Source organism: Spirochaetota bacterium (genome assembly GCA_017999915.1).
In the GTDB taxonomy this organism is placed as follows: domain Bacteria; phylum Spirochaetota; class UBA4802; order UBA4802; family UBA5550; genus RBG-16-49-21.
The window spans coordinates 50,417-67,071 of record JAGNKX010000004.1; the positions used below are offsets into that span (position 1 = coordinate 50,417).

Genomic DNA, 16,655 nt, shown 5'->3' on the forward strand with positions numbered 1-16,655 from the left:
ACATAAAAAATTATCCTGACATGAACAGGAAATAACGGCTGCATCACGATTTGACGTATCTGTCTATAAAAGTTTAAAAATGTCAAGAGATATTCAGCAACACCTTTGATTAAACCGGATGCTATCCGGTAAATTAGTGTCAACCTTCCATGATGCTGATCTTGATCCTGAGATATTTAAGGTTAAATGATGTCAATTTGTCAGGCCGTATCTTGATCAGATCCACGTCAATGAAGGTCGAATCATCCACATGGGGAGGGATCTGCACCTCCAGTTGGGACGTGGTGTGGATCCTGCCGACGCCGTTGCAGATGTGGCATTTTGACCGGACCTGCGCCTGGCTGCCCATACAGAGGGGACAGGTCATGCGGGCCGGCAGCTCGACGTAGGCAAGGGCGCCCTTGCGCGCTTCAAGGGGAGTGATGACTATCTCGATATCCTGCCCGAAATTGTGGAGGATATCCTTATGCTTCATTCCTTTCGGCATGAGCCTGGCTTTAAGCATGTCTCCCAGGGTCGCTGAATACTTTATCCGTTTTTTGGATATTATGGCGTACCCGCGTTCATCGGCCTTTCTGCTGCTGAAGAGGACGCGATCATATTCCATTCGGAGGTCCTCGTCGATGAGTATCCTGTAACCCCGAATGATGAGATCGAGCTTTTCGGTGAGGTTGTCGGATTTAACGGCGGCGGTATCGGGATGATACCGCTTGATCAGGTCCCGGAACGCCGATTTGATCTGCTCGGGCGCGGCAGTGCCGGGGAGATTGAATATGGTGTAAAAATCTATTACATTGCCGTTTTTATCGTAGCAGGATGGAAGCATTATTGTCCCTTTGCCTGAAAAATGACATTAAAAATCGGCAATGTCAAATAGAAAACGCCTTGATGCGGCCGCGGCCATAGCCCCTTTGATCAGCAGCAGGTTCCTCCAAGGGCGTTCAACGATCCCATGGCAAGAGAATACGTTTTATATCCGCCTGAAAGGTTGCGTACGCTGGTAAAACCGCTCTGGAGCATCATCCTGCCGGCCACATATCCCCGGAGGCCCACGGCGCAAAAAATGACGATCTTCTTGTCCTTCGGGATCGACCCGAGACGCTCCCGCAGGTCGTCGACCGGTATATTGACGGCGCCGGGGATTGTCCCTCCCTGGAACTCGCCGGGCGTGCGTACATCGATAAGCATCGTGTCTGACTGGTCGAGGCCCCGGAGCTCGTGCCAGTGGATGATATGGGCAAGGCCCACCAGGATGTTTTCCGCGACAAAGCCGGCTATGTTGACCGGGTCTTTGGCCGACGAATAGGGCGGCGCGTAGGCATGGTCGAATTCGGTGAGGTCCTCCACCGTGCCGCCCGAGCCGATGACCGAGGAGATGACATCGATCCTCTTGTCAACCCCGTCAAAGCCGGCGATCTGGGCGCCCAGGACGACGCCGATATCAGGCGAAAACAGGAGCTTCATCGACATCTGGACCGCGCCGGGATAATAAGTGGCGTGGGATGCGCTGTGGGTTATCGACGCAACATAGGGAATGCCCGCTGATTTTAATAGCTTCTCAGAGGCGCCGGTGGACGCGACCGTGAGATCGAAGATCTTCGCAACGGCGGTGGCAATGCTGCCGGTATAGGCCTTCCTGTTGCCGTTCACGATATTGTCGGCGGCTATGCGCCCCTGCTTGTTGGCCGGTCCGGCCAGGAAGGTGATGGTGCTCTGTTCGGTCAGGGGATGCCTGAATTCAATGGCGTCTCCCACGGCGTATATATCGGGATCGGAGGTTTGCAGGTATTCATTGACCGAGATCCCGCCGCGCTGTCCGATGTCAAGTCCGGATTCACGGGCGAGTTTCGTGTCAGGACGGACTCCGATTGATAAAATGACCATGGCGGCAGCCACCTCGCGTCCGCTCCCGAGGCGGGTGACGATGGAATCTTTCGTTTTTTCGAAGGATTTCACCCCGTCTTTCAGCAGCAGTTCCACGCCATGTACCGTCAGGTGCTGGTGCACCTCGGAGGCTATCTCATAGTCAAGGTTCGCCATCACCTGGTCCGCCATCTCGACAACGGTGACCTTCATGGCGAGGTTGCGGAGGTTTTTCGCCATCTCGAGGCCGATAAACCCGCCTCCCACGATCACGGCCGAAGTTGGTTTCTTGTCATTGAGATAGCGTTTAATATTGTCGGTGTCCGATACGTTGCGGAGGGTGAAGATTCCCTCGCTATCTATGCCGGGTATGGGGGGGCGCACCGGTTCTGCGCCGGGGGATAAGACAAGCTTGTCATAGGGCTCGCTGGTAATTTTACCGGTGCCAAGATCCTTTACGGTGATGGTCTTATTCTCGCGGCTGATGGCGGTGACTTCGGTGCCGACGCGTACATCAATATTGAATCGTTTCTTGAAGCCGGCTGGAGTCTGGACGAAGAGGCGGTTCCGGTCTGGAATGACGCCGCCAAGGTAATAGGGGAGGCCGCAGTTGGCGTATGAAACGTGACCGCCCCGCTCGAAGATAATGATCTCTGCGTTTTCGTCCCTGCGGCGGAGCCGCGCCGCCGTCGTGGCGCCGCCCGCTACGCCGCCGATGATAAGATACCGTGCCATATAATCATCCTGTAATAAATCTTTATTCGAATTAAATTATATCTTTTAAAAATGATAATTCGTAAAGTTACTAATATCCTTCTGTTTCAGTGTCAATTAATAATTCAAAAAAACAAAGGCGGCTTGACATATTTGTATTTGCCTGTTAATGTTTTGCATATTGTGGAGGACGCCATGCAACATGAAATAACCGCGCCCCTGGAGCTCATTGACGACAATGGCCATCTCGTGAAAGAGGGATGGGCGAGAAAACCGTACTGGCGGTATGACCGGAACAGGATCCAGGCCCCGTGGCACCGCATAAAGGAATGGGACTATTATGCCATACTGTCCCATGACAAGCAGTACGGGATAGGCCTCACCATCGCGGACCTGAGCTACCTGTCCCTGTGCGCGCTCTGCTGGCTTGATTTCAAAAATGATGTCTGCGTACAGTACGATTCCATGGGTCTGCTGACGCGGGGCAAAATAGGTTTCCCTTCATCATCTGAAAGCGGCGACGTGGCGTTCCGTGACGCCAAGATCGACATGAAATACATTGTCAAGGACGGCGCCAGGAGGATTATCATCTCGGCGCCGAAATTTCAGCTTCCCGACGGCTCGCGGGACCTTTCGGCGGACATAACCCTTGCGCAGGATCCGGCCATGGACACCATGGTCATCGCCACGTCCTGGAAAGAAAACAGGAAGGCCTTTTATTACAACCAGAAGGTCAATTGCATGCCGGCCCACGGGACGGTGACCATCGGCAGCAAATCGTACTTCTTTTCCCCAAAAACTGATTTCGGCTGCCTGGACTGGGGGCGGGGCTACTGGACCTATCGTAACCGCTGGTACTGGGGATCGGCTTCAGGCCTCATAAAGGGCGTCCCCTTTGGATGGAACATCGGCTACGGTTTCAGCGACAGGTCACCGGCATCCGAGAACATGCTGTTTTACAGGGGCGTGGCCCACAAGCTTCAGGATGTTGCTTTCCACATCGACGCAAAGGACTACATGAAGCCGTGGAGGTTTACGAGCAATGACGGCCGCTTTGAGCTTGATTTCAAGCCGCTCATGGACCGTTCCAGCTCCCTGAACCTTCTCGTAATGAAATCGATACAGCACCAGGTCTTCGGCCTGTTCAACGGCCAGGTCACCCTTGATGACGGCACCCGTCTCCAGGTGGAGAATTTTCTTGGCTTCGCGGAGGATGTGCTGAACTGGTGGTAGTGTTCACTGCGATCCGAAAAACTCGGCAAGTATTGCCGTCACTTCGGCCGGTCGTTCCTGGGGTACCAGGTGCCCGGCTTCCCTGACGAGCCGGTATTGCCCCCGGGGGATTTTGCCTGCTATATCGGGAAGATTGATAAAGTTCCTGTTTTCGCTGACCTCTCCTTCTATAACCAGGACGGGGCACCGTATGGTGCCGAGAACCGGCCACGGATCGAAATGGACGCTTCCCATGAAAAGCGAGGCTTCATGGCGGGGGTGGCAGGCCAGCACCAGGCCGCCGTGCTCTCCGCCGACCATGCCGTATTGGATGTACAGGTCCATCATTTCCTCGTCCCATTTTTCGAACATCTTTTTGGAGTGCAGATAGTTCTTGGCCTCCGTTTCATCATCCCACGCGTTGCGACGCTTGATTGACTTCGATGCCAGCGGATGCTGTTCCACGGTGAGTCCTGATTTGTAAATGAACTGCGGCAGGAATATCGGCTCTATGAGCGCAATTTTTTCAGCGTCGAGCCCTTCTGTAGTGTGGGCGATGGTGACGACGGTGGCGCCCATGCTGTGACCGACGAGGTAGGGCCGCTTGAGAGAGAGGGACCGGCATAGCTCCGAGAGGTCTTTGGCCAGGACAGCCCAGCTCAATCCGCCCTCTTCCGGGGCGCTTGTCCGATGATCGCAGAAATATGGCGCGATTACCCGGTATTTCGATGAAAGCTCACGCGCTATGGGGTGCCAGAGCCAGGGCAAAAAGCCGGTGGCGTGGAGCATTACGAGGGGTGGGCCATCTCCTGGATACTGGAGATACTGCATATCGGTATCGCCGATCTGCAGAGTGATGACTTCGGGCCGGATATCCTTCATCGTTTTGTCCGCCTCAACGGTCCCCTGTAAGGGGACGGGTCGATGTGACCCTGAAACGCACAAGGAACCGGTCCTTTTCCTCGCCGGCAGTATCGGTGCCATGCTTTTTTTTCCGCATCTCATCGATTAGGGGGCTGTTCTTTTCTTCGCCGATTTTTTCGATATAGAGCCTGATGCCCTTGTACCCTCCGCCGTCTTCCTTGAACAGGAAGGCAGCTTTCGGATTGCTCTGGACATTGCGGTGGCTCAATCGGTCGGCCATGATGAAGGCGACAGTTTCGCCGTCCAGGACATGGGGACGGGAGTACACCGCCAGGTCTACATTGCCGTCTGAGTCCGCCGTGGCCAGGATGCTAAGGCCGGTGGTTGTTTCAAAATAGTTTTTCAGGTCCATTGATTTATCCTCACGCCTGAGTAATATATCGCTTTCGACATGATGCTGTCAATATAAAATAAGCCCCGGCAAGCTATGTGGCAGGTTATCGCAAGATTTTTTCGCGCCTTGCGATCTATTACTATTTGACCGGGTGGATTTCTTTATGTCGATCGTGCCGCCGAAGAGATATACTTTTTGCGGCAGATAATATTTTTTTATTGATGTTTAATTATAGTGCTGATATGTTACAAACACGCGGTTTGGACCGTTATTATGAATGCGCGGCAAAGGGGGAATCCATGAAAGAGATTTTTTCGATCGACAGCGCGATTTCATACCAGGAAAGCAACTGGAAAACAAGGAAAAAGACCGTTGATATGACCGGCAGCAACGCCCTGCCGTTCCTGACGATATCCCGGGAATACGGGTGTCTCGGATATCGCGTCGGCGTGGCTGTTGCGGACATATTCAACACCAAATACCATAACGAGCCCCGGTGGACGGTGTTTGACCGCGGGATTCTTGATCATCTCATGAAGGATATGAATATTTCCCGCAACCTCGCGGAGACCCTGACGGACAGGGCCCGTGATTCAATGGATTATTTTTTCAAGACAACCTTTGAAAAGTATCCTCCTGAAGCCCTTGTTTACAAGAAGCTCGTTGAAACGATAAGGATAATTGCCGCAAACGGTCATGCCGTCATCATAGGCCGGGTCGGCAATGTGATAACCCGGGACCTGCACCTCGGCTATCATGTGCGTCTCCTCGCGTCGAAGGAGAAAAAGATAGATAATATCACCGAGCAGTTTAAAGTGAGCAGGAACGAGGCAAAGGATATACTGGCAAAAAAAGGCGAAGAGCGGGAGCAATTCATACTCAAACGGCTTACGGTTGACATGAACAATCCCTCCATATACAATCTGGTCATCAACACGAGCGAATTATCCATTGAAGACACCGCATCATTGATACTCAAGGGCATGGAATGCTCCGGGATAATAAAGATCTGAACATGGCCCGGGAATCATTCTTCCAATAAATGAATCGATACAAAGATACTATAATCGCAGCGGCCATGGTGTCGGCGATGTTGATGATGCCCGTGCCGCAGCACGCCGACCCGGGCAATCCGGCCAGGAAAACGGTCGTCGCCGGTTCTATCAACAGGAGCTATCTGGTCTATCGGCCAGCCGGCATTCCCGCAGGCGGCAAGCCGCTTCCCCTCGTGATAGTGCTCCACGGCGCCAATGCCAGCGGCACGGTCATGAGCGATTATTCCGGTTTCAATGAGCTTGCTGAAAAGAACAATTTCATGGTTCTCTATCCCGATTCCCTTGGTCTTTTGTGGAACGATGGGCGCGTGGATATGGATTCCGTTTCCTTCAGAAGCGGCGTGGACGACGTCCAGTTCATTTTCCAGGTGGTGGACGCGATGGTTGCCGATTCCCAGGTCGATCCTGCCCGCGTATACGTTGCGGGTTTTTCCAATGGGGGCATGATGGCCTTACGGATCGGCATAGCTGTCCCGGAGAAGGTGGCGGCAGTGGCCTGTATCTCCGGGCTTTTGCCGAAGCATCTGTCTCTGGTGAGACCGGGAAAAGAAGTGCCTCTTCTCATGATGCACGGCACCGAAGACAGGATCGTTCCCTGGAGCGGCGGCATCCTCATGAATGGCAATAGAAAGCACGGTGAAGTGCTCTCAGTCCTTGACACGTTATCATTCTGGGCCAGGAAAAACGGCTGCTCCGCGCAGGTATCGGTTAAGATACTTCCTGACCGGGATACCAGGGACGGTACGGTGGGCTTCCTGATAAATTATGCCTGCGCAGGACAGGGTAACGAGGTCTCGCTCATTTCCATACAGGGAGGGGGCCATACGTGGCCAGGAGTCGTAAAATCGTCGCCGGACTCCATTGACGGAAAGACCAGCAATGATTTCAGCGCCACGAAGTACATCTGGGATTTCTTCTCCCGGCACCAGAGGCATTGATGCCCCCCATGACCGGATCGGTCAGCGGCATTCAGCCTTGAGCATCCCCTGGCTCCTGAACCAATCCAGCGTATCCCGTATGGTTTCTTCGATCGGCCTGGGCCGATAGCCCAGTTCCCTTGTCGCCTTTTCGTGCGAAATATAGCGGTGCCGCTGCAGTGTTTTAATGGCGATGGGCGTAAACTTGGGAGATACGTTGCGGACCTTCGCCACGGCAAGGACGCAGTACGCGGGCAGGGTGCACATCCAGGCGGGTGTCGCGAAACGAGGCGTCTTTTTGCAGTACATGTCCGAGATGATCCTGGCGATGTCGCACACGTGGTACCAGTGGCCGCTCGCGAGGTAGTTTTGCCCGGCCTTTCCTTTTTTTTCCGCGGCGAGGGCGCAGGCTATGACGTCCCGTGAATCAACCCAGTTGTAGCCTCCATCGATAAGGGCGGGGTACTTGCAGTGGTATATGTCGAGCAGGACCTCTCCCATGCGTGAGGGCTTGAAATCGAACGGGCCGAGCACCGCCGTGGGATTGATGACGACCGTGTGCAATCCCCGATCGACGGATTTAAGGGCCTCAAGCTGGCCCATGGCCTTTGACCTATCATAGGGAAACTGTTCTTGGCCGAGGGCGAGGGCCCTTGTTTCATTGATCTCCTCGTCGTAGGGATCGGAGGAATAGGCATGGATGGAGCTGAAATGGATAAGGCGTTTGACCTTGTTGCGGAGGCAAGCCTCGACGATATTGCGGACACCGCCGACGTTTATCTTTTCAACGGCGCCGCCTTCGGAACCTACTATTGATATTTTCGCCGCGGCGTGAAAAACGGTGCTGACGCCCTTCGTCAGTTTCATCAGGGAATCGAGGTCCAATACGTCGCCGTCAATGGTCTCGACATCAAGGCCGTTAATTCCCCGAAGGTCTTTGCGCACCAGGACCCGGACCGATCTTTTCTGGTCGAGGACGGCGCGTACAAGGCCCGCGCCGACGTGACCGGTTGAGCCGGTAATTGCCACATCCATACTATCTCTCCTCGTGATTGCCGCAGCAAGTAAATTGGAATCGTTCAGCTGGAAACATGAGGGTAACTATTTGAATGGGGAGATAAAAATCAAGTTAAAAAAGCAGCCCGCTCACTCGGTTTTGAGGATCGAGAGCAGGTCCATGATCTTTTTGGAATAACCGGTCAAGCTCTCGATTATTTGCACGAACTGGTTCATGCTCTGTGCCGTTTTCTGGACCGCTTCATTCATCTGGTCGATTGCCCCGAGGACTTCCTTGGCGGTGTGGAGCTGCTCGTCCGAGGCAACCGCGTTTTCATTAGAAAGCTCGGTGAGGGCGCTCACCTCCTGGAATATGTTCTGCGCGGTTTCCATGAAGGATTTTGAATTATAGGCGATGCTCACGATGATGTCGGAAGTATTGCGGACGGATAAGATCATCTTCTGGATCGAATCGGAGATATTGGATATAAAGGTTATGCCCTCACGTACTTTCTGGTTGCTCTCGTTGACGAGCCGCTCGATTTCCCTGGCCTCCGAATTTGTCTTGTCCGCGAGCTTGCCAACCTCGTCGGCCACGACGGCGAAGCCCCTGCCGGCGTCGCCGGCCCGGGCGGCCTCGATGGACGCATTAAGGGAAAGGAGATTGATCTGGTCCGAGATGTCCTGTATGACCGACAGGGTTTCGGCGACCTTGCCGGAGCTGTCCCCGATGGCGCGTATGCCGTCGACCGTGGTTTTCAGCTTCTGTTCGATATCAGTGACGCTGGCGTAGGATGCCTCGGCGATTTCCTCTGCTTCCTCTGTCTTGAGGGAGATCTGTTTCATCGATTCGACAAATTGCTGGATTACTTTGAAAACATTCTGGGTTTTGTTGAATTGTTTTCTAATGTTCTCTGATATAAGCTCTATGGATGAGGATATTTCCTCCACCGAGGCGGAGAATTCTTCAATGGTGCTGGCCTGGATGCGGGAATCGTCCGAAATGATCTGGCTGGTGGAGGAAACCGTGCCTGCCATCTTGTTCAGGTCATCGGCGGTGCCCTTCAGGTTCAGCGAGAGCCCCCTGAAAATATAGGCGAGGTTTTCAATGGCCTTTACCATGTCGCTCATTTCATCGCCGATGCCGTGGGACCCTGATAGCCTGGTTTCGGTCAATATGCCCTGGGAGAGCTTGATAACAAAGGACGATGAATCTTCGAGGATCTTGAATTTACGCGTCGCCATGCTCAGGGAGAATACGGTAATGCCGATGACAAAGGCGATGCCTATGAGGACCATGAACATGGCCAGGTTGTTGGTGGGGCTGAAAAACGAGTGTGACACCTCGCCGGTGATGATGTACAGAGCCGTGTCCGGTATATGGGAGTAGAATGAATAGAATATCTGCTTATTGTAAAATATATCGCATAAACCTTCTTTGCCGGATAAAAGTTTTTTAACATTTTCGGTAAAATGGTCGGTGTTTTTCCAATTCTTTTCTATATCGGTGAGGGCGCTTTTTCCTATGGTATCCTTGAAACTCGAATCTACAATGGTTCCCGATTCATTCATTATGAAAAAGAAATCTTTGATGAGGATATTCCCCTCTTTGAGTTTCTCCGTAAAATAAGCTGTTTTATCTTCCCCGGGTTGTTTTAAATATGCCTCATCAAGGCTTACTATTTTAAGTTTATAGCTGTTAAACAAGTTTTGCTGCTGCGCCGGTTGAAACAACCCCCACGCTGTTTTATAAGCATAAAGGGAAAAAATGATAAGCAGGGCTAGAACCATATTCATGATCGGCAGAACGATCTTATGCTTAAGCTTGATTCGCTTGAATTGTGTCTTGTAGCTTGAGAGGACAAGAACGATGACAGGATATAAATAAACATAATAGAGGTTGCCGGTGATGATGCCTATTCCCAGGAGACAGAAATTGCCTATGGCTATGCTTCCCATGGCAGCCGGAACACCCATGATGTATTGAACGATCATGTAGAGGGTGGGAGCGAACACGAAGATGACCATGGCCATGACATAGAGCTTTGTCGTGTAATTCTGCATCCTTTTGGCAGTTACGTCATCGATGGCGGCGTTTTCATCATTCGTGGAAAAAGCCGATCTGAATCTCAGCATCAGGATAAGGTTCGTCGTAATTGTAACCGTCATTACGCCGATGAATATGCCGATGGCGGTAAATCCCACTGTCTTGAATTTTGCGCTTTCGGCAAGGTACATGGTTACGCCTATTGCCGCAGCTTCGCAAAGGGCCGTGATTATCAGGTGCATGACAATTAATTTTGGGAAGGCTTTTTTTCTGTCAAACATGCTATTATACCGGTAACGCAAAAATTTAATGGGAATTTTTTATATTCACAATATTGAGCAACCATGTCAAGCATAAACATTCGTTTGAACATAAATTAATTGGATGACCAATCAAAAATACTGTATCCAATTGATTTTGCTAACCAGCGGTTACAGATGATATCGTTACCTGTCGTATTGTGTAGCCGATCGAAGTAATGTCCCTTCTGAATACATCTGTCCTATTCTATCATTCAATCAGACCTGCGATCAGCATCACCGGCATTCAGGGATCGGATGGCGTCCCAACAATGCCTGGGAATTGATTTTTTGCGCACAACAAGTCGAGATATTCTCCTGAATTATCCGAGCGCAGTGATGGCACGCTTAATTGCCATGTAAAAATGCTGTGCATTATTGCATTGATTTATTTTCTATGAATGTTTCAGGTTGTGTGGGGTGTTGTTGAAGGCGGTCATATTAAGTGGATGAAATATGATTGGAATGTCTATCCATAAGAAATTGTATTTCCATAACTACCTTAAAGGTCATTGAATGGTGGTTGATAAATTAAACGTACGTTAAATTTATTAGTGTATATAAATCTACAACAACAATTAAAAAATCAGTATCTGGAAGACGAGAGCTTAATAATATGATGTTTTTATGCCATTATAAGATGACTTTTTATATCGATGCGTAATTATTTGCTGTATTGGTAAAAAATTACTTGCAAATCATGGGATGAAAAAATCTATCATTACCTGAATTTTTAATATTGGAGGAGCGGCCATTAGCGTTTTAGATGCAATAGGCAACACCCCGATGGTTGAAATGACCAGGATTTGGTCTCCCAAAGATACGGGCATAAGAATACTGGCGAAGCTCGAAGGGTCCAATCCCGGCGGCTCGGTGAAAGACCGGCCCGCTTATTATATGATAAAAAAGGGGGTCGAATCGGGAGAGCTCACAAAGGATAAGATTATCCTGGAGCCCACCTCGGGTAATACCGGCATCGGCATGGCGATGATCGCGTCCGCCATGGGGTACCGGATCAAGCTCACCATGCCTGCCTGTGTCAGCGAGGAACGCCGCTCCATACTTATCGCCATGGGAGCCGAGCTGGAGCTAACCCCCGGGTGCGACAAGACGGACGGCGCCATAACAAGGGCCCACCATATCATAGAACATTTTCACGAACAGTATTTTATGCCGAACCAGTTCGGAAATCCCGCAAACTGGCTGGCCCATTACGAGACTACGGCGCCGGAGATCGTCAGGGACACCAAGGGAGAGGTGGACGCCTTCGTTGCCGGCATGGGGACGACCGGCACCCTCATGGGATGCTCGCGATATTTCAGGGAGCGCAATCCCCGCACGAAGGTCGTGGGCGTTGAACCGACACTGAATCATCGGATCCAGGGACTCAAGAACATGAATGAATCGATCATTCCCGCCATATATGACCCGAAGCTCCTTGATGTGAAACTGGAATGCACCGACGATGACGCCTTTGACACTACGAGAAACCTGGCGCTCATGGAGGGCCTTTTCTGCGGCATGTCAAGCGGCGCCGCCATGTGGGGCGCCATGACGGTGGCAAAAGACATGCCCCGTGGTTCCACCATCGTGGTTCTCTTCCCGGATCGCGGAGACAGGTACCTCTCGACGGAAGTGTTCAGGTCGGTGTGCGCCATCTGCCCGCCCTGATAGGGCTCTCTCGCCGACGCCGCATCCCGAATCTCACCCGCGCCTGAACTGCTTGACATTAATAGCGGCCTGATCGATGTTTATTCATCCTATGCGATATCCGGAGGCTGATATGAAATGCGGGATCGGCGCGCGTAACGGCAGGCTCACAGAAGATTTTATCAATGACATTGTCGGCGATCTCTGCAGGCCTGAATCCTACGAAGCCGTATACCATCGCACCTACCATGATTTTCCCATGCCGTCGGTGGAAAGCCTCAGGGAATTCGTCGATCTGATGAAGTCGATATTGTTCCCGGGGTATTTCGTCAATTCCGACGTGAAGCCCGAGACCATGAAGTTCTATATCGGGTCGGCCCTTGACATGGTCTATCGCCACCTGGCGGAACAGGTGAAGCGGGGGTTCTGCTTTTCCTGCGCAGAGGCCGGCGAGACGGACCATGACTGCGAAGATTGCGAGAGAAGATCGAAAGATGTTTCAAAGAAATTCCTGCTTACCCTTCCTCGTTTGCGGAGATTGCTTACCCTGGATGCCCGGGCTGCCTTCAAGGGAGATCCGGCGGCCAAAGGCGTCGGTGAGACCATATTCTGCTATCCAAGCCTGTCCGCGCTGGCGAACCACCGCGTCGCCCATGAACTGTATTGCCTCGAAGTCCCTCTTATACCGAGGATTATTTCCGAGATGGCCCATTCCGAAACGGGTATAGACATCCACCCCGGCGCCAGGATCGGAGAATCATTCTTCATAGACCATGGCACCGGGACGGTCATAGGCGAAACTGCGGTGATCGGCGCAAACGTGAGGATCTACCAGGGAGTGACCCTGGGCGCGAAAAGCTTTCCCCTTGACGAAAATGGAAATCCGATCAAGGGGATTCCCCGCCATCCCATCGTGGAAGACGACGTCATAATCTATTCCGGCGCTACCATACTGGGGCGCGTCACGATCGGGAAAGGGGCGGAGATCGGGGGCAACGTGTGGCTCACCAGGGATGTCGCCCCGGGGGCGAAGATAATGCAGGGTAAGGCCGAGGAATTCCTCTTCGGGGATGGACTCGGCATTTAGAAGGGCTTGCGCTTCAGAAGCTTCTGCGCCGCCGCGTTGACCGGGTCCCAGACCGGGGAAAAGGGCGGGGCGTATCCGAGGTCAAGGTAGGCGACCTCGTCGATCTTCATCCTGGCCGTGACCGCAGTTGCGATCACATTGGTACGGAGTGCGGCGCCGTCGGGACCGGCTATTTCCCCACCGATCAATTCGCCGGTGTCGGAGTTGATGGTCAATGAGACCAGGATTTCCTTCGTCCCGGGATAATAACCGGCCCGCGATCGCCATTTGACCAGGGCCGATTCGGCCTTTATACCCTCGCGGGCAGCGTCGGCGCCGTTCAGGCCGGTTTTTCCCACCTCGAGATCAAAGACCTTGACGAGCTGGGACCCCACGGAGCCCCGAAACAGCTCTTCCTGGACGCCTGCGGCCTGGAGTCCGGCGACGCGCCCCTGCTTGTTGGCGGTGGTCCCCAGGGGAAAATACACATCGTTGCCGGTTATTATGCTTTTTACCGTTGAGCAGTCACCGGCCGCCAACACCTCGGGTACATTGGTCCATGATCCCTCATCAACTATGATGGCGCCCCGGTCATTCATGAGCAAACCGGAGCCTTTTAAGAATTCCGTATTGGGAGCTATGCCGGTGGATGCGATGATAAAATCAGCTTCATGGATGCCCCTGTCGGTATGAACGGCCAGGCCCGTAACTGATGCATCGATATGGCTGATCTTTGTCGAAGCGATAATGGTGACATTGTTCTCCTCAAGGGTGCGCCAGATGAGGTCCCTGATCTCCGGGGAAAGAGGCATGGCAACGGATTCAAATTTTTCAAGAATAGTCACATCAATGGAAAGCCTTCGCAACGTTTCAGCCAATTCCAGACCGATGAATCCTCCGCCGATGATTATACATGATTGAGGCCTATGCTCCCTTATGAAATCCTTTATCGATATTCCCTGAGAAAGATTTCTCAAAAAAAAGACCGATGGGCTGTCAATTCCGGGGATGGGGGGTATAATGGGCCTGGCCCCTGTGGCGATAACGAGCCTGTTGTATCCCAGCGTATATGTCTTTTCGGAAGTACGCGCCGTCACGGTTTTTTCGGAAAAATCGACATCAATTACTTCAGTGCCTATGCGGATGTCGATTTTTCTTTTTCCCCTGAATTCGTCAATATCGATGGCTATAAGGCTTTCTGAATTTTTGACTATATCGGCTATAAAATAGGGCATGCCGCAGGCCGCGTAAGAAACATGAAGGCCCAGTTCCAGAACGGCAATTGTCAGTGAAGGATTGATACGCCTTGCCTGGGACGCAGCGCTCATTCCCGCGGCGTCACCGCCAATGATTAAAATGTCAAATTTTTCCATCAGGTATTATCATTAATCTTTATTTATTTATATATAAAAAAAAATCGCAAATGTCAAGAAAAATATAGAAAATTCTAAAATACTGTATTTCTATGTTGACGATAATTTGAAAAATTAGTATTTTAAAAACACCTTAAATACCATGGAGGTTATTTTGAATATTAATATAACAAAAGAAGCCAGGACGCGATTGCATAAGGCCCTTGTAGAATCGGATTTTCACAAACCGGCGTTGAGGGTGGTTTTTTCAGGTTTTGGTTGAGGCGGTCCCCGGCTGGGACTGGCTCTGGATGAGCTGGAAAATAGCAGCGATCAGATCATTGAAAGCGACGAAATCAAGATCCTGGTCGATGAAAGGGTATCGGATTTTCTGGATTCCATACCTTCCCTGACGGTGAATTATATTGAAACAAAGCATGGATCCGGTTACGTTTTTGAAGGATTGAAAACGTGTTAGAAATCTAATGCATTATCATATTAATAAAAAGAGCGGCACCGCATGATGCCGCTCTTTTCGTTCTGGGGCCTGTTATTAGAAATTGTCATCGAGCACTTCGAAATATGCCTGGGGATGGAGACAGGTCGGGCATTTTTCCGGGGCGCTCTCGCCCTCGTGGATATAACCGCAATTGCGGCATTTCCATTTGGTCTTTCCCTTTTTCTTGAAGACCGTACCGTCCTGTATGTTCTTCATGAGCGCCAGATAGCGCTCTTCGTGGTGCTTCTCCACTTCGGCGATCTTTCTCCAGGCAATGGCGATATCCTTGAATCCTTCCTGTTCCGCTACGTCAGCGAAGGACGGATAGAGCAGGGTGTGCTCTTCATTCTCGCCGGCGGCGGCGGCTTTGAGGTTTTCCACCGTGGTGCCTATGACGCCGGCCGGGTAGGAGGCGTTGATTTCCACCACTCCGCCTTCGAGAAACTTGAAAAAGCGCTTGGCATGCTCTTTCTCGTTCTCGGCGGTTTCAAGGAATATCGCCGCGATCTGCTCATATCCCTCTTTTTTAGCCTGTGAGGCGAAAAAGGTATACCTGTTCCGGGCCTGTGATTCGCCCGCAAAAGACGCTAAAAGGTTCTTTTCTGTCTTAGTTCCTTTTACACTTTTCATTCTAATCTCCTCGTTGAGTTGATAGGGGTATGGTTCCCCCGTAAATTATGTTGCTACACCTGGCAGGCGCCATGTTTCAGTCATGTGCTGATAGGACTTACTCCGGACTTAGAGCGCGTATTCAGACGCGCCAAAGCTATGCGCCGGCACCGGCAATGCCCGTATACAGTGCCATGTTCAATATCCTCTGTGCGAGCTCGCGGTCTTTCATAAGGAGACCATTGCCGTCATTGCCTATAAGCTTGAGCTCGTCCAGTATCTCAAGGGCCGATGCCTCTTCCTCGACCTGCTCGGCCACAAACCACTGGAGCATGTTGTTCGTCGCGTGATCCTTTTCCGCGATCGAGAGGTTGACGAGATCGTTTATAAGGCCGGTGACCTTCTGTTCATGCCTGTAGACTTCTTCAAAGACGTGCTCCGGCGATTTCCAGTCCGTGGGCGGGCCTTCTATGGGCTTCAGAAGCACCCTTCCGCCCCTGTCAAAGAGGTAGCGGTAGAATTTCCTTGAATGAGAGAATTCCTCGGCCGCCTGGATCTCCATCCAGTGGGCGAAGCCTTTCAATCCCTTGTTCTGGAAATAGGCGCACATTGAAAGATACAGGTAAGCCGAATACTGCTCGGCGTTTATCTGGTTGTTGATGGCATCTTCTACTTTTTTGACTATCATAGAGCGTTTCCTGGCGTCATTTTTTCCAGAGACCGTGAAGGTTGCAGTACTCGCGCACCGTCGATTTTTCGTCAGCGCAGCAGAATTCAGCTTCAGGCGCCTGGCCCGGCTTGAGGAACTTGCGGTCCGATGTTCCGTCTGCGGATATCACCTGTATCCACTCGATATAATGCTTTTCCTCCATCGGATGGGCGACTTCTCCCACCTTGGCCTTGATCCCATGATCGGATTTGCTGACGGCGGGAATATGCTTCTCCTTTGCCGCGTCGGTGGTATTCTCGGTAAGAAGCGTCATGTCCTGACCGCAGCAGACAAGGGTTCCGACGCTTTCATGGATGACCTCGACGATATTGCCGCAAACCTGACATTTGTAAATTTCAAATCTCTTTGTCATTATGAACCTCCATAAAATTTGTTACCGGCAGCATGG

The 16,655-nt window shown here is 51.6% G+C and carries 15 protein-coding genes; 5 read left to right on the forward strand and 10 right to left on the reverse strand.

Translation table 11 applies throughout. The features are described from left to right. Positions 1-139: 139 nt before the first annotated feature. Positions 140-826, reverse strand: coding sequence for a DnaJ domain-containing protein (locus tag KA369_07280; protein ID MBP7735757.1), 687 nt, complete (start codon positions 824-826; stop codon positions 140-142). Positions 827-915: 89 nt separating this feature from the next. Continuing rightward, positions 916-2,598, reverse strand: a complete 1,683-nt coding sequence (locus KA369_07285; protein MBP7735758.1) for an FAD-dependent oxidoreductase — start codon at positions 2,596-2,598, stop codon at positions 916-918. A 174-nt stretch (positions 2,599-2,772) separates the two neighbouring features. On the opposite strand from KA369_07285, the gene KA369_07290 reads away from it, so the two are divergent. Then, entirely contained in the window at positions 2,773-3,810 is a 1,038-nt protein-coding gene (locus KA369_07290; GenBank protein ID MBP7735759.1) for a DUF2804 domain-containing protein, read from the forward strand. Positions 3,811-3,813: 3 nt separating this feature from the next. Here the strand turns inward: KA369_07290 and KA369_07295 are convergent, their stop codons facing one another. Beyond that, the gene (locus KA369_07295; protein ID MBP7735760.1) at positions 3,814-4,671 is read right to left on the reverse strand and encodes an alpha/beta hydrolase; all 858 of its coding nucleotides are present in this window, start codon (positions 4,669-4,671) and stop codon (positions 3,814-3,816) included. 13 nt (positions 4,672-4,684) lie between these two features. Continuing rightward, complete coding sequence (locus KA369_07300) at positions 4,685-5,065, reverse strand: pyridoxamine 5'-phosphate oxidase family protein (protein MBP7735761.1); 381 nt, start codon at positions 5,063-5,065, stop codon at positions 4,685-4,687. A gap of 281 nt (positions 5,066-5,346) precedes the next feature. Between KA369_07300 and KA369_07305 the strand changes: the two genes are divergently transcribed. Further along, positions 5,347-6,060, forward strand: coding sequence for a cytidylate kinase-like family protein (locus KA369_07305; protein ID MBP7735762.1), 714 nt, complete (start codon positions 5,347-5,349; stop codon positions 6,058-6,060). Positions 6,061-6,089: 29 nt separating this feature from the next. Further along, entirely contained in the window at positions 6,090-7,040 is a 951-nt protein-coding gene (locus tag KA369_07310) for a prolyl oligopeptidase family serine peptidase (protein ID MBP7735763.1), read from the forward strand. 21 nt (positions 7,041-7,061) lie between these two features. Here the strand turns inward: KA369_07310 and KA369_07315 are convergent, their stop codons facing one another. Then, positions 7,062-8,054 carry an NAD-dependent epimerase/dehydratase family protein gene (locus KA369_07315; GenBank protein MBP7735764.1) on the reverse strand — a complete coding sequence of 331 codons (993 nt, stop codon included), beginning with the start codon at positions 8,052-8,054 and terminating at the stop codon, positions 7,062-7,064. Positions 8,055-8,165: 111 nt separating this feature from the next. After that, complete coding sequence (locus tag KA369_07320) at positions 8,166-10,343, reverse strand: hypothetical protein (protein ID MBP7735765.1); 2,178 nt, start codon at positions 10,341-10,343, stop codon at positions 8,166-8,168. A 771-nt stretch (positions 10,344-11,114) separates the two neighbouring features. Here KA369_07320 and KA369_07325 point away from each other — a divergent pair. Together KA369_07325 and KA369_07330 are read left to right on the forward strand one after the other, a co-directional pair. Further along, positions 11,115-12,032: a cysteine synthase family protein gene (locus KA369_07325; GenBank protein ID MBP7735766.1), complete on the forward strand. Its 918-nt coding sequence runs from the start codon at positions 11,115-11,117 to the stop codon at positions 12,030-12,032. A 112-nt stretch (positions 12,033-12,144) separates the two neighbouring features. Continuing rightward, positions 12,145-13,098, forward strand: a complete 954-nt coding sequence (locus KA369_07330) for a serine acetyltransferase (GenBank protein MBP7735767.1) — start codon at positions 12,145-12,147, stop codon at positions 13,096-13,098. Here KA369_07330 and KA369_07335 read toward each other — a convergent pair. From KA369_07335 to KA369_07350, 4 genes are all read right to left on the reverse strand, one after another. Then, on the reverse strand, positions 13,095-14,450 hold the full coding sequence (locus KA369_07335; GenBank protein MBP7735768.1) for an FAD-dependent oxidoreductase: 1,356 nt from the start codon (positions 14,448-14,450) through the stop codon (positions 13,095-13,097). The genes KA369_07330 and KA369_07335 overlap by 4 nt on opposite strands. Positions 14,451-14,982: 532 nt before the next feature. Further along, positions 14,983-15,558: a rubrerythrin family protein gene (locus KA369_07340; GenBank protein ID MBP7735769.1), complete on the reverse strand. Its 576-nt coding sequence runs from the start codon at positions 15,556-15,558 to the stop codon at positions 14,983-14,985. 136 nt (positions 15,559-15,694) lie between these two features. After that, a complete protein-coding gene (locus KA369_07345) occupies positions 15,695-16,225 on the reverse strand; it encodes a ferritin (protein ID MBP7735770.1) in 531 nt (176 codons plus the stop codon). Positions 16,226-16,241: 16 nt separating this feature from the next. Then, entirely contained in the window at positions 16,242-16,619 is a 378-nt protein-coding gene (locus KA369_07350; GenBank protein ID MBP7735771.1) for a desulfoferrodoxin, read from the reverse strand. Positions 16,620-16,655: the final 36 nt, after the last annotated feature.

Coding starts and splice junctions, on each gene's coding strand:
- KA369_07300 (MBP7735761.1), bottom strand. CDS start 5,065: ATGGACCTGAAAAACTATTTTGAAACAACCACCGGCCTTAGCATCCTG.
- KA369_07320 (MBP7735765.1), bottom strand. CDS start 10,343: ATGTTTGACAGAAAAAAAGCCTTCCCAAAATTAATTGTCATGCACCTG.
- KA369_07315 (MBP7735764.1), bottom strand. CDS start 8,054: ATGGATGTGGCAATTACCGGCTCAACCGGTCACGTCGGCGCGGGCCTT.
- KA369_07310 (MBP7735763.1), top strand. CDS start 6,090: ATGAATCGATACAAAGATACTATAATCGCAGCGGCCATGGTGTCGGCG.
- KA369_07335 (MBP7735768.1), bottom strand. CDS start 14,450: ATGGAAAAATTTGACATTTTAATCATTGGCGGTGACGCCGCGGGAATG.
- KA369_07305 (MBP7735762.1), top strand. CDS start 5,347: ATGAAAGAGATTTTTTCGATCGACAGCGCGATTTCATACCAGGAAAGC.
- KA369_07345 (MBP7735770.1), bottom strand. CDS start 16,225: ATGATAGTCAAAAAAGTAGAAGATGCCATCAACAACCAGATAAACGCC.
- KA369_07290 (MBP7735759.1), top strand. CDS start 2,773: ATGCAACATGAAATAACCGCGCCCCTGGAGCTCATTGACGACAATGGC.
- KA369_07340 (MBP7735769.1), bottom strand. CDS start 15,558: ATGAAAAGTGTAAAAGGAACTAAGACAGAAAAGAACCTTTTAGCGTCT.
- KA369_07280 (MBP7735757.1), bottom strand. CDS start 826: ATGCTTCCATCCTGCTACGATAAAAACGGCAATGTAATAGATTTTTAC.
- KA369_07295 (MBP7735760.1), bottom strand. CDS start 4,671: ATGAAGGATATCCGGCCCGAAGTCATCACTCTGCAGATCGGCGATACC.
- KA369_07285 (MBP7735758.1), bottom strand. CDS start 2,598: ATGGCACGGTATCTTATCATCGGCGGCGTAGCGGGCGGCGCCACGACG.
- KA369_07330 (MBP7735767.1), top strand. CDS start 12,145: ATGAAATGCGGGATCGGCGCGCGTAACGGCAGGCTCACAGAAGATTTT.
- KA369_07350 (MBP7735771.1), bottom strand. CDS start 16,619: ATGACAAAGAGATTTGAAATTTACAAATGTCAGGTTTGCGGCAATATC.